The organism is Streptomyces sp. NPDC002809 (assembly GCF_040295435.1).
Classification (GTDB): Bacteria; Actinomycetota; Actinomycetes; order Streptomycetales; family Streptomycetaceae; genus Streptomyces.
Genome location: NZ_JBEOVJ010000005.1, coordinates 195,076 through 206,611, shown reverse-complemented (window position 1 = coordinate 206,611; position 11,536 = coordinate 195,076). Strand labels below are relative to the sequence as shown.

At 67.1% G+C, this 11,536-nt stretch carries 13 protein-coding genes, 1 tRNA gene and 1 riboswitch; of the genes, 7 read left to right on the top strand and 7 right to left on the bottom strand.

Features of this window, described 5'->3' with window-relative positions:
- Positions 1-327: 327 nt before the first annotated feature.
- Positions 328-1,080 carry an MBL fold metallo-hydrolase gene (locus ABT025_RS05665; protein ID WP_350990188.1) on the top strand — a complete coding sequence of 251 codons (753 nt, stop codon included), beginning with the start codon at positions 328-330 and terminating at the stop codon, positions 1,078-1,080.
- 79 nt (positions 1,081-1,159) lie between these two features.
- Here ABT025_RS05665 and ABT025_RS05660 read toward each other — a convergent pair whose 3' ends face one another.
- Positions 1,160-2,425 carry a PTS transporter subunit EIIC gene (locus tag ABT025_RS05660; protein WP_350990186.1) on the bottom strand — a complete coding sequence of 422 codons (1,266 nt, stop codon included), beginning with the start codon at positions 2,423-2,425 and terminating at the stop codon, positions 1,160-1,162.
- A 263-nt stretch (positions 2,426-2,688) separates the two neighbouring features.
- Positions 2,689-3,999 (bottom strand): PTS transporter subunit EIIC, encoded by a 1,311-nt coding sequence (locus ABT025_RS05655; protein ID WP_350990184.1) that lies wholly within the window; start codon positions 3,997-3,999, stop codon positions 2,689-2,691.
- 222 nt (positions 4,000-4,221) lie between these two features.
- Between ABT025_RS05655 and ABT025_RS05650 the strand changes: the two genes are divergently transcribed.
- The 4 genes from ABT025_RS05650 to rdgB all read left to right on the top strand — a co-directional run bounded on the left by ABT025_RS05650 (position 4,222) and on the right by rdgB (position 6,509).
- Positions 4,222-4,455 (top strand): PTS sugar transporter subunit IIB, encoded by a 234-nt coding sequence (locus tag ABT025_RS05650; protein ID WP_018517946.1) that lies wholly within the window; start codon positions 4,222-4,224, stop codon positions 4,453-4,455.
- Positions 4,456-4,619: 164 nt separating this feature from the next.
- Entirely contained in the window at positions 4,620-5,357 is a 738-nt protein-coding gene (gene rph / locus ABT025_RS05645; RefSeq protein ID WP_350990182.1) for a ribonuclease PH, read from the top strand.
- Positions 5,358-5,481: 124 nt separating this feature from the next.
- On the top strand, positions 5,482-5,874 hold the full coding sequence (locus tag ABT025_RS05640) for a DUF8711 family protein (RefSeq protein WP_350990180.1): 393 nt from the start codon (positions 5,482-5,484) through the stop codon (positions 5,872-5,874).
- Positions 5,875-5,906: 32 nt separating this feature from the next.
- A complete protein-coding gene (rdgB, locus tag ABT025_RS05635) occupies positions 5,907-6,509 on the top strand; it encodes an RdgB/HAM1 family non-canonical purine NTP pyrophosphatase (RefSeq protein WP_350990178.1) in 603 nt (200 codons plus the stop codon).
- Positions 6,510-6,559: 50 nt separating this feature from the next.
- On the opposite strand, the gene ABT025_RS05630 is transcribed toward rdgB, so the two are convergent.
- The 5 genes from ABT025_RS05630 to bcp all read right to left on the bottom strand — a co-directional run bounded on the left by ABT025_RS05630 (position 6,560) and on the right by bcp (position 10,409).
- Positions 6,560-6,634: transfer RNA gene (locus ABT025_RS05630), tRNA-Leu, on the bottom strand.
- Between the two features lie 15 nt (positions 6,635-6,649).
- A complete protein-coding gene (locus ABT025_RS05625) occupies positions 6,650-7,249 on the bottom strand; it encodes an HNH endonuclease signature motif containing protein (RefSeq protein ID WP_350990176.1) in 600 nt (199 codons plus the stop codon).
- A 248-nt stretch (positions 7,250-7,497) separates the two neighbouring features.
- Complete coding sequence (locus ABT025_RS05620; RefSeq protein WP_350990174.1) at positions 7,498-7,665, bottom strand: HNH endonuclease; 168 nt, start codon at positions 7,663-7,665, stop codon at positions 7,498-7,500.
- Positions 7,666-8,291: 626 nt separating this feature from the next.
- Positions 8,292-9,788 (bottom strand): glycine betaine/L-proline transporter ProP, encoded by a 1,497-nt coding sequence (gene proP, locus ABT025_RS05615; RefSeq protein WP_350990172.1) that lies wholly within the window; start codon positions 9,786-9,788, stop codon positions 8,292-8,294.
- A gap of 153 nt (positions 9,789-9,941) precedes the next feature.
- Positions 9,942-10,409 carry a thioredoxin-dependent thiol peroxidase gene (gene bcp / locus ABT025_RS05610; RefSeq protein ID WP_350990170.1) on the bottom strand — a complete coding sequence of 156 codons (468 nt, stop codon included), beginning with the start codon at positions 10,407-10,409 and terminating at the stop codon, positions 9,942-9,944.
- Positions 10,410-10,536: 127 nt separating this feature from the next.
- On the opposite strand from bcp, the gene ABT025_RS05605 reads away from it, so the two are divergent.
- Together ABT025_RS05605 and ABT025_RS05600 are read left to right on the top strand one after the other, a co-directional pair.
- Complete coding sequence (locus tag ABT025_RS05605) at positions 10,537-10,857, top strand: DUF3618 domain-containing protein (protein ID WP_350990168.1); 321 nt, start codon at positions 10,537-10,539, stop codon at positions 10,855-10,857.
- Positions 10,858-10,903: 46 nt separating this feature from the next.
- The gene (locus tag ABT025_RS05600) at positions 10,904-11,242 is read left to right on the top strand and encodes a GroES family chaperonin (protein WP_266779271.1); all 339 of its coding nucleotides are present in this window, start codon (positions 10,904-10,906) and stop codon (positions 11,240-11,242) included.
- A gap of 207 nt (positions 11,243-11,449) precedes the next feature.
- A riboswitch (guanidine-III (ykkC-III) riboswitch) is annotated at positions 11,450-11,515 on the top strand.
- Positions 11,516-11,536: the final 21 nt, after the last annotated feature.

Sequence of the window (11,536 nt, the reverse complement as noted above, 5' to 3'; positions counted from 1 at the left end):
GTCCCCCCCCCCAACCCCCCCCCCGACTCTCTCCGCCCACCCCCCCCCCCCCCCCCGCCCCCCCCCCCCCCGCCCCCCCCCCCCCCCCCCCGCCGCCCCCCCCCGGCGTTCGCCGTTCCCGGAGCTCCGACCCCGTAACCCCGCTCCCCGATCACCGCAAGGGCTTGATCCGCGTCCCTTCCATCGAACCGGTGACAGCACAGGTGAGTTCCCCCACAACGACACTCCCCAGAGGAGCGACCAGCTCTTTCGCGCCTTACGCTCAACAAACCGCTCCACGAACCGCACGAACCCTCCCCGTTCCCACGTCTCGGAGGTTCACGCTCCATGAAGCTCACCGTCGTCGGCTGCTCCGGCTCGTTCCCGTCCGCGGGATCGGCATGCTCGAGCTACCTCGTAGAGGCCGACGGCTTCAGGCTGCTCCTCGACATGGGCAACGGCGCCCTCGGCGAGCTGCAGCGCCACGTCGGTCTCTACGACCTCGACGCCATCTTCCTCAGCCACCTCCATGCCGATCACTGCATCGACATGTGCGCGTACTTCGTCGTCCGGTACTACCCGCACGGCGGCGGACGCCCGGCCCGCATCCCGGTCTACGGCCCCGACGGCACGGAGCAGCGGCTCACCACCGCGCACGCCGACACCCCGTCCGACCACGCGATGAGCGAGGTCTTCGACTTCCACACCCTGAAGCCGGGCTCGTTCGAGATCGGCCCCTTCTCGGTCCGTACGGAGAAGCTCTGCCACCCCGTCGACACGTTCGGCATCCGCATCGAGCACGGCGGCAGCTCGCTCACGTACTCCGGCGACACCGGCGCATGCGAGGCCCTCGACGAGCTGGCGGAGGGTGTCGACCTCTTCCTCTGCGAGGCGTCGTTCGTCCACGGCAAGGAGGACATCCCGGACCTCCACCTCAACGGCCGCGAGGCGGGCGAACTCGCCGCCCGCGCGGAGGTGGGCCGCCTGGTCCTCACGCACATCCCGCCGTGGACCGACGCAGCCCGCAACCTCTCCGACGCCCAGGAGGTCTTCGACGGCCCGACGGAGCTGGCGGTGCCGGGCGCGGTCTACGAGATCTAGACCGCACCCGCACCCCACGCACGACGAAGCCCTCACCTTCCGCCGGGAAGGTGAGGGCTTCGAGCTGTCGTCGTACGGGTTATTTGGCCTCGGCCTTGAGGAGCTCCGCGAGCTCCTCGTCGGACTCACGGCCCGGCGTCGGCAGGTTGAACCTGGTGATCGCGAAGCGGAAGACCACGTAGTAGATCGCCGCGAAGCAGAGACCGACCAGCACCAGCAGCCAGGGCTTCGACGCGATGCCCAGGTTCAGCAGGAAGTCGACGAGACCCGCGGAGAAGCCGAAGCCGTCCTTCATGCCGAGTGCCCAGGTCAAGGCCATCGAGACACCGGTCAGCACCGCGTGGATCGCGTACAGCACCGGGGCGATGAACATGAAGGTGAACTCGATCGGCTCGGTCACACCGGTGACGAACGAGGTGGCGGCGAGCGAGAACATCATGCCGCCGACGACCTTGCGGCGCTCGGGGCGGGCACAGTGCACGATCGCGAGGCAGGCCGCGGGAAGCGCGAACATCATGATCGGGAAGAAGCCGGTCATGAACTGTCCGGCCTGCGGGTCGCCCGCCAGGAAGCGGGCGATGTCGCCGTGCTTGCCGTCGAAGTCGCCGGCCTGGAACCACGGGAACGAGTTCAGCAGGTGGTGCATGCCGACCGGGATCAGCGCACGGTTGGCGACACCGAAGATGCCCGCGCCGACCGCGCCGGAGCCGACCAGCCACTCGCCGAAGTTGTGCAGACCCGCGCCGAGGACCGGCCAGATCAGACCGAAGACGATACCGATGAGCAGGCCGGCGAAGGCGGAGAGGATCGGGACCAGGCGGCGGCCGCTGAAGAAGCCCGCCCAGTCGGGCAGCTTCGTCCGGTAGAACTTCTGGTACAGCAGGGCCACGACTATGCCCATCACGACGCCGCCGAGCACACCGGCGTTGACCGGGGCGTCGTTCATGACGATCTTGCCGTCCACGACGCTCGCGACCTGCGGCAGGTTGCTGTCGGTGAAGGTGGCGAGCACCTTCTGGAAGACGAGGTAGCCGGTCACCGCGGCGAGCGCGGTCGAACCGTCCGACTTCTTGGCGAAGCCGATCGCGATGCCCACGGCGAACAGCAGCGCCATGTTGTCGAGGAGGGCGCCACCGCCTGCGGCCATGTAGCCCGCCAGCTTCGTGACGAAGGTCGGGAACGACTCGCGGCCGAGCATGTCGGCGTTGCCGAGCCGGACCAGCAGCGCGGCTGCGGGCAGCACCGCGACCGGCAGCATGAGGCTGCGGCCGATGCGCTGCATGACCGCCATCACGCCGGCGCCCTTCGATTTGGTGACCGCGGGAGCGGTGCCAGCCGTGGACATCAACTTCCTCCATTGGGCAAGGCGCCGCCAGGGACAGGGTGTTTGGGTGGGCGACGACTCGAGAAACGCGCCGCAGAAACGGCACGTGGTCTGGACCACTGAGTGGTGTAGACCAGTTGTAGCACGGTGAGGGTTAGATAAGGAACCTGCAAATTCCGACTACTTCGCAGCAGCCGTCACACACGCACAGTGACATGCCGAAGCCCCCGGACCGGAGGTCCGAGGGCCATGGCCGACCAGGGCATAAGCCCTGGTCGGAGCAGCTACTTGGTGAGGTCCTTCTCGATCTCCTCCTCCACCTCGTCGGGCTCACGGCCCGGCGTCTGGAGGTTGAACCTGGTGATAGCGAACCGGAAGATCACGTAATACAGAACGGCGAACGCCAGCCCGATCGGGATGATCAGCCAGGGTTTCGTCGCCAGACTCCAGTTGATGACGTAGTCGATCAGACCCGCCGAGAAACTGAAGCCGTCCTTCACCCCGAACGCCCACGTCACCGCCATCGACACACCGGTCAGCACCGCGTGGATCGCGTACAGAAGAGGCGCGACGAAGAGGAACGAGTACTCGATCGGCTCGGTGATCCCCGTCACGAACGACGTCAGACCGACCGAGACCATCATGCCGCCGACCGCCTTGCGGCGATGCGGCTTCGCGCAGTGATAGATCGCCAGCGCCGCCGCAGGCAACGCGAACATCATGATCGGGAAGAAGCCCGTCGTGAACTGACCCGCCGTCGGGTCACCCGCCAGGAACCGGTTGATGTCACCGTGCACCATCGTCCCGTCCGGCTTGGTGTAGTCACCGAACTGGAACCAGACGAACGTGTTCAGGAACTGGTGCAGACCGATCACCAGCAACGCACGGTTCGCCACACCGAAGATGCCCGAACCCGCCCAGTCCAGGTCCACCAGCCACTTCGAGAAGCTCGTCAGACCGTCACCGATCGGCTGCCACAGCCACGCACACAGCGCCGCGAAGAGCAGACCGACGAACGCCATGATGATCGGAACCAGCCGACGCCCGTTGAAGAAGCCCAGCCAGTCCACCAGCTTCACCCGGTGGTACCGCTGCCAGAACCAGGCCGACAGCAGGCCCATCACGATGCCGCCGAACACCCCCGGGTTCTGGTACTCGGCCGCCGTCACCTGCGCGTCACCCGTGACACACGTACCGAACCACGTACCGCCCGAGGTGAACGTCGAACCGCTGGGGCAATCCACCGGAAACGCGTGCAGCACCGCGTAGAAGACGAGGAACCCCGTCACGGCGGCCAGCGCCGTCGACCCGTCCGACTTCTTCGCCATGCCGATCGCGACACCCACGCAGAACAGCAGCGGAAGACCCAGCCCCGAGTCCAGCAGCGCACCACCGGCCGCCGCGAACACCTTGGCGATGTTGTTCCAGCCCAGACCCTCGTCACCGAACACGTCCGGCTGGCCGAGCCGGTTGAGAATTCCTGCCGCCGGCAGGACGGCGATCGGGAGCTGAAGACTGCGCCCCATCTTCTGCAGGCCTTGGAAGAGGCCGTTCCACCACTTCTTCTGTGGGATCGCTGCGCTGCTTGAGCTCATCGGCGTCCTCCCGGAACAGGCCACGTTTGGCGGGTGTTGCAAACTGGTGTAGACCAGTTGCGGTACGGTGCGGAGCCCAGCCGGAAGACAGGGCGCCGGTGATCGTCATCATTGGTGATGGCCCGACTGCTCGCTCGCGAAGTTGGGCCAACCGTGCGTTACCGTGACGAAACGGACCCATGGTGGGCCGTCACATGTACGTGAAGAACCAGGGAGAAGGCCATGGCCAGCAAGGCTGAGAAGATCGTCGCCGGGCTCGGCGGAATCGAGAACATCGAAGAGGTCGAAGGCTGCATCACCCGCCTCCGCACCGAGGTCATCGACCCGAGCAAGGTCGACGAAGCCGCGCTCAAGGCCGCCGGCGCCCACGGCGTCGTCAAGATGGGCACCGCGATCCAGGTCGTCATCGGCACCGACGCGGACCCCATCGCCGCCGACATCGAAGACATGATGTGACCCACCGCTGAACCCGCACCGCTGAACCTCTCGGGCCCCACCCCGAGCCCCGCAGGCCCCGCCCCACCAGGGCGGGGCCTACGGCGTACACGACACCCCGCACCGGAACGGCCCACACCCGGCACCGGAACGGCCCACACCCCGCACCCGATAAAGTCGACGCCATGTCTCGTATCGACGGCCGCACCCCCGACCAGCTCCGCCCCGTCACCATCGAACGCGGATGGAGCAAGCACGCCGAAGGATCCGTACTGATCTCCTTCGGCGACACCAAAGTCTTCTGCACCGCCTCCGTCACCGAAGGCGTCCCCCGCTGGCGCAAGGGCAGCGGCGAAGGCTGGGTCACCGCCGAGTACTCCATGCTGCCCCGCTCCACCAACACCCGCGGCGACCGCGAATCCGTACGCGGCAAGATCGGCGGCCGCACCCACGAGATCAGCCGCCTCATCGGCCGCTCCCTGCGCGCCGTCATCGACTACAAGGCCCTCGGCGAAAACACCATCGTCCTGGACTGCGACGTCCTCCAGGCCGACGGCGGCACCCGCACCGCCGCCATCACCGGCGCCTACGTCGCCCTCGCCGACGCCATCACCTGGGCCCAGGGCAAGAAGATCATCAAGCACGGCCGCAAGCCGCTGACCGGCACCGTCTCCGCCATCAGCGTCGGCATCGTCGACGGCACCCCCCTCCTCGACCTCTGCTACGAGGAAGACGTCCGCGCCGAGACCGACATGAACGTCGTCTGCACCGGCGACGGCCGCTTCGTCGAAGTCCAGGGCACCGCCGAGGCCGAGCCCTTCGACCGCAAGGAACTCAACGCCCTCCTCGACCTCGCCACCGCCGGCTGCGTCGACCTCACCACCTTCCAGAACGACGCCCTCGCCCGCACCCTCGGCGAATAGCCGAGCAGGAACGCAGCCAGGTAAAAAAGCAACCAAGTCCCCACGCACAGCGTCGATACGAATACGGGCGCACGGGTCGAACCGTGCGCCCGTCCACGTGTCCGCACCCGGGGAGGGACCCACCATGGCCACACGCCACCGACACCACCGCACCGCACTGGCCATCACCGCAGCGCTGCTCACCGTCACCGCCGCAGCCGGCTGCAGCGCCCTCGACAAGACACTCGACTGCGTCCGCACCGCCGACGCCATCGCCACCAGCGTCGACAACCTCCAGCAGGCCGTCGCCAACGCCTCCAGCGACCCCACCCAGGCTTCCGAAGCACTCGACGAGATCGAGAAGGAACTCGGCAACCTCGGCGACAAGACCGACAACGCCGACCTCAGCAAGGCCGTCGACGACCTCCAGTCGGGCGTCGGCAACGTCCGCGACTCCATCGACAAGGGCGACGCCACCCCCGACATCACCCCGGTCACCGACGCGGCCGCGGAGATCGGCAAGGTCTGCACTCCGTAACAGCCTCACCCGGGCACGGCGATAATCGACCCATGACCCGCCTCATCCTCGCCACCCGCAACGCCGGGAAGATCACCGAACTCCACGCGATCCTCGCCGACGCAGGCCTCACCCACGAACTCGTCGGCGCGGACGCGTACCCCGAGATCCCCGACGTCAAGGAAACCGGCGTCACCTTCGCCGAGAACGCCCTCCTCAAGGCCCACGCCCTCGCCCGGGCCACCGGCCACCCCGCCATCGCCGACGACTCCGGCCTCTGCGTCGACGTACTCGGCGGCGCCCCCGGCATCTTCTCGGCCCGCTGGTCCGGCACCCACGGCGACGACCGGGCCAACCTGGACCTGCTCCTGGCCCAGCTCTCCGACATCGACGCCCCGCACCGCGCGGCCCACTTCGCCTGCGCCGCCGCCCTCGCCCTGCCCGACGGCACGGAACGCGTGGTCGAGGGCCGCCTGCTCGGCACCCTGCGCCACACCCCGTCCGGCACGGGCGGCTTCGGCTACGACCCGATCCTCCAGCCGGAGGGCGAGACCCGGACGTGCGCGGAGCTGACCCCGGCGGAGAAGAACGCGATCAGCCACCGGGGGAAGGCGTTCCGGGGGCTGGTGCCGGTGGTGCGGGAGTTGGTGGGGTGAGCGCAGCGGTGCCCGGCCCCTCGGGAGGGGCCGGGCACCATACTGTCGGGTGCGCCCGGTCGGATTCGAACCGACATACACGGCCACCTAAAGACCGCCGCTCAAACCAGTTGGCGTGCGGGCGCATGCCGCCTGCAAGCTTACCGCCTCAGGGTAACTGGACGGGTGCGATTGGAGAACGTAGCTGTTTGGCTGTGACATGAAGGGCAGAGGTAACGAAGGTTCTGGAGACGGTTGTCCAATCTGTCGCCATTGATGTGGTCGATCTCCAGGACAAGATGCTGGCCCTGCCACACGTTGCCCAGACCGCACTCGTCGCAACGCGGCGGTACTCCGGTCTCATCCAGCGCCCGCCGCAGCAGAACCGTCTTCGTGCGCGACGATCCCGGTGGGAGCCGCCGGAGAATCGCCGCAGTTGTCTTGCGGGTGAGCGATGGGCGGCCGGAGTTGTGCCCCTGGCCGACAAAGTGGTCGGTGGAAAGCCCGTACGCTGCGATGCTGCGCCTGGCCTTCGCTCTTCCTGCCCCGCCGAACGGGTGCAGACTCATAGCCCGCATTACTCCGGCCATGCTTTGTGATTCCGCGACAGCCCTGGACAGTTCCTCCCTGGGGAAGAACTGGTCGCATCTTCGGTTGACCGGCCTGCTGAAATGAGTGACGTCGATTCGGAAGGCGTCGAGCCTTCGGGCGATATGGGAGTACAGGCTGTCGTAGGGCGCGACCTCCATGTAGTCCAGCATTTCTCGGATGCTGTGGGAATTGGCTGCTGCCTCGCTGAGTATCTCCCGTGTGTAAGTGCGTGGCGCCCGCGTGGGAAGTTGCTCATTCTCGAAATGCGAGCAGTCGACTCCGTAATGTCTCAGCCTGATCCGCAGATATCGGAGGGCGCTCCTGGTAAGCGGAGTGTCGAGTCGGCGCATCAAGTCGACGAGGCTGTTCGCCTCGGATGCCTTCTGGGTCAGCAGTTCGCTGGTGTACCGAGGCTTGGTCATCGCACTGTCCGCCGCTTCCGACCTCGGTATGTGTCGGTGATCGCATGGCAGTTCGGACAGAGAAGGCGAAGATTCGCCGGTCGATTGTCCCACCAGTCACCGTTCACGTGGTCGACCTGGAGCCGGAGAGGTCTGCCGTTCCAGACGGTGGCGGTGTCGCACATCGCACATTCTTCCGCTGTCCCCAGGGCGATGAGTTCCCGACGGAGTATTTCCCCGGATGTACGCCCATGCTCAGGCGAGTTCAGGACGAGAAGGTCTTGAGTGCCCCTTCTCGGCTGACGGGCAGGTGCCGTGAAGTGTGTGGTGGTGATGCCCAAGGCGGAGATCCGGCGGCTGATGTGTGTGTGGTTTCCCCCGACCGGGCTGATTCCCAGGTGGCGGAGAACGCCTTTGATGCTGGTGGACTCGCTGACGGCCTTCCGTAGTCGCGCCTCGCTGTGGCGTGTTCCCCCAGGCGCGAAGTGGGAGACATCAATGTTCCAGTTCGCCGCCCTCATACGCAGGTAGCTCCGGCTCCCCGGCGTAGGCGTCCCCCCGCACCACCGCACAGCATCATTGGTGTTCGTCGTCTCGCGCGCTGCCTCTTCGAGCAGTTCGCGCGTATACCGAACCGGCACTTTCCCCTCCGCATCCGGCCGCCCGTTCGCGGCCTCGTACGGAGTAACGAACTGTTTATCGGAGAGTCACGTCCGATATCCGACAAGATGCGGAATGGCCCGCCCCGCTTCGGTGACAACCGAAGCGGGGCGGGCCATTCCGCATACAGGACTGGACATGACGGGACGGGTCAGAACTTCGGGTCCGGTGTCTGGGCCGCGACCAGTTCCTCCGCCTCCGCGCTCGTCTCCACCGACGGAGGTGACCCCGCCAGCGGCTTGTTCGCGGTCTCCTTCATGCAGGCCACCGCGATCACGCCCACCAAGGCCGCCGCCATCGCGTAGTACGCCGGCATCAGGTTGCTGCCCGACCAGCTGATCAGGGCCGTGATCACCAGCGGGGTCGTACCGCCGAAGATCGACGCCGACAGGTTGTAGCCCACCGACAGGGACCCGTAGCGGACGTTCGTCGGGAACAGGGCCGGGAGTGCCGCGGACATCGTGCCGAGCATGCAGACCAGGGAGAGGCCCAGCATCAACATGCCGATCGTGATGGCCGGGATGCCGCCCTGGCGGATCAGGAGGAAGGCCGGGAGGGAGAGGACCAGGAAGCCGACCATGCCGGTCATGAGGAGGGGCTTGCGGCCGAAGCGGTCCGAGAGCTTGCCGACCTGGCTGATGATCAGCATCAGGAACACCATCACCGCGAGCAGGATCAGCAGGCCGTGGGTCTCGCTGTAGCCGAGTTCGTCGGAGAGGTACGTCGGCATGTACGACAGCAGCATGTAGTCGGTGATGTTGTACGCGCCGACCAGGCAGATGCAGAGGATCAGCGTCGGCCAGTAGTTGCGGAAGATCTTGGCGAGGTCGCCCTTGGCGGTGGTCTCGACGCCGTCCGCGGCCTCGGTGGCGTGTGCGGTGCCGCCCTCCAGTTTCTGGAAGGCGGGGGTCTCGTCGAGGCGCAGTCGCAGGTAGAGGCCGACGAGGCCGAGGGGTCCGGCGACGAGGAAGGGGATGCGCCAGCCCCAGGCTTCCATCTGGGTGTCGTTGAGGAGGGCGTAGAGCGCGGTGACGAGGCCGGCGGCGCCGACGTAGCCGGCGAGGGTGCCGAATTCGAGGAAGCTGCCGAAGTAGCCGCGTCGTTTGTCGGGGGCGTATTCGGCGATGAAGGTGGAGGCGCCGCCGTACTCGCCGCCGGTGGAGAAGCCCTGGAGCATCCGGAAGAGGATGAGGAGGACGGGGGCTCCGACGCCGATGGTGTCGTGGGAGGGGATGACACCGATCGCGAAGGTGCCGACTGCCATCAGGATCATGGTGAGGGCGAGGACCTTCTTGCGGCCGATCTTGTCGCCCATGGGGCCGAAGAACATGCCGCCCAGGGGCCGTACGAGGAAGGCGACGGCGAAGGTGGCGAAGGAGGAGAGGAGCTGGGTGGTGTCGTTCCCGGACGGGAAGAAGACGTGTCCCAGGGTGGCGGCCAGGTAGGAGTAGATGCCGAAGTCGAACCACTCCATGGCGTTGCCGAGCGACGCGGCCTTGACTGCGCGCTTGACCGCCTGGTCGTCCGTGATGGTGATGTCCGTCCGGCGCAGCTTCGGGTTCTGGCGCTTTCGGATGGCACGGAAGAGGGCGGGGTGGCGTTTGACCGCTTCGGGGTCGGCCGCCTGGTGGGGGTCGGAGGCCGCCATGGCCGGGTCCTTTCCTCGGTGGGTGTTCCAGGAAAGGCTTCTGCGCGGTCATGGCGGGTGCAAACCGATTCGCCCGGGGATTGGGATGTCCATCACATGATTTCGGTCGTTCGGCCCAGTCCCCGGGTGGATTCCTGTCGGTTCGGCCGTGGGTCAGATGCCGAGGTCCTTGATGATCTTGGCGACGTGTCCGGTGGCGCGCACGTTGTAGAAGGCGTGCTCGACCTTGCCGTTCTCGTCGACGACGATCGTGGAGCGGATGACGCCCATCACCGTTTTGCCGTAGTTCTGCTTCTCGCCGTAGGCGCCGTAGGCCTCCAGGGTCTCCTTGGCGGGGTCGCCGACCAGGGTGACCTTGAGGTTCTCCTCGTCGCGGAACTTCGCCAGTTTCTCCGGCTTGTCGGGGGAGATGCCGATGACGTCGTAGCCGGCGGCGGTCAGGAGGTCGAGGTTGTCGGTGAAGTCGCAGGCCTGCTTGGTGCAGCCGGGGGTGAGGGCGCGCGGGTAGAAGTAGACGATGACCTTGCGGCCCTTGTGGTCCGCGAGCGAGACGTCGTTCCCGTCGGCGTCGGGGAGGGTGAAGGCGGGGGCGGTGTCGCCGGGCTTGAGTCGCTCGCTCATGGTTCTCCTCGTTGGTACGTGGGGTGTACGGGACCGAGGGTAATAGGGGTGCCGCCGGGTGCGGGAGCGGTCGAGCTGACAGACTGTCGATGAAGGTTTACCGGACGAGGACCACGGAGGCGGCGCAGTGTCGGATGCCAGGAGCCCTGCGCAGATCGAGGCGGACATCATCAGCAGGCGCGAGCAGCTCGCGGTGGTGCTCGATGAGATCGGGGTGCGGGTGCACCCGAAGACGATCGTTGGTGACGCGAAGGCCAAGGCGGCCGAGGTGGTGGACCGGACGGCCGGGCGTGCGTTCGTCGCGGTGAATCGGACGGTGTCGGATGTGAAGGCGCAGTTCGTGTCCGAGGACGGTGCGCCGCGTCTGGAGCGGGTGATTCCGGCGGCGTTGCTCGCGGTCGGTGTGGTGGGTCTGGTTGTCGTGTCCCGGCGGCGCGGGAAGCGTTGACCCCCGAGGGCGCGCGCCCGCCTCGCGGCCAGGTAGGTTGCGGGGCGTGAGCGAGAACACCGACGACAAGTTGCCCATTCGGATGCTGCACGACCGTGTGCTGGTCCGGTCCGATTCGCCCGAGGGTGAGCGGCGTTCCGGCGGCGGCATCCTGATTCCGGCGACGGCCGCGGTCGGCCGTCGGCTGGGCTGGGCCGTGGTGGTCGCGGTGGGGCAGAACGTGCGGACGGTGGAGCCGGGTGACCGGGTGCTGTACGACCCGGAGGACCGTGCCGAGGTCGAGGTGCGGGGCGTGGCGTATGTGCTGATGCGGGAGCGGGATCTGCATGCGGTGGCCGCGGACCGGTTCGAGGGTTCGGTGGATTCGACGGGGCTGTATTTGTAGCTCCGGTGGCTCCCTCGTTCCGGTGGCTCCCTCGTTCCGGTGGCTCCCTCGCTCCGGTGGCTCCGGTACGGGTGGGCCGGGTGTGCGGGGCCTTGGGGGAGTGCCGTTCCCGTATGTGCGGTCCTGGCACGTGGGGCCCTGGCACGTGGGGTTCCGGCTTGTGGTGCGCTGGGCCTGGTGACTGTTGTCACCAGGCCTTTTGCCTGTTCTTTGCTACGGTGGTGGGACCCCGACGAGACGCGCCGTACCGGGTTTCCGTAAAGACGACGCACCCGTGTTGTTCGTGTGTTCTGT

Coding starts and splice junctions, on each gene's coding strand:
- ABT025_RS05650 (WP_018517946.1), top strand. CDS start 4,222: ATGGCCAGCAAGGCTGAGAAGATCGTCGCCGGGCTCGGCGGAATCGAG.
- bcp (WP_350990170.1), bottom strand. CDS start 10,409: ATGAGCGAGCGACTCAAGCCCGGCGACACCGCCCCCGCCTTCACCCTC.
- ABT025_RS05665 (WP_350990188.1), top strand. CDS start 328: ATGAAGCTCACCGTCGTCGGCTGCTCCGGCTCGTTCCCGTCCGCGGGA.
- rdgB (WP_350990178.1), top strand. CDS start 5,907: ATGACCCGCCTCATCCTCGCCACCCGCAACGCCGGGAAGATCACCGAA.
- ABT025_RS05625 (WP_350990176.1), bottom strand. CDS start 7,249: ATGCTGGACTACATGGAGGTCGCGCCCTACGACAGCCTGTACTCCCAT.
- ABT025_RS05620 (WP_350990174.1), bottom strand. CDS start 7,665: ATGTGCGACACCGCCACCGTCTGGAACGGCAGACCTCTCCGGCTCCAG.
- rph (WP_350990182.1), top strand. CDS start 4,620: ATGTCTCGTATCGACGGCCGCACCCCCGACCAGCTCCGCCCCGTCACC.
- proP (WP_350990172.1), bottom strand. CDS start 9,788: ATGGCGGCCTCCGACCCCCACCAGGCGGCCGACCCCGAAGCGGTCAAA.
- ABT025_RS05655 (WP_350990184.1), bottom strand. CDS start 3,999: ATGAGCTCAAGCAGCGCAGCGATCCCACAGAAGAAGTGGTGGAACGGC.
- ABT025_RS05640 (WP_350990180.1), top strand. CDS start 5,482: ATGGCCACACGCCACCGACACCACCGCACCGCACTGGCCATCACCGCA.
- ABT025_RS05660 (WP_350990186.1), bottom strand. CDS start 2,425: ATGTCCACGGCTGGCACCGCTCCCGCGGTCACCAAATCGAAGGGCGCC.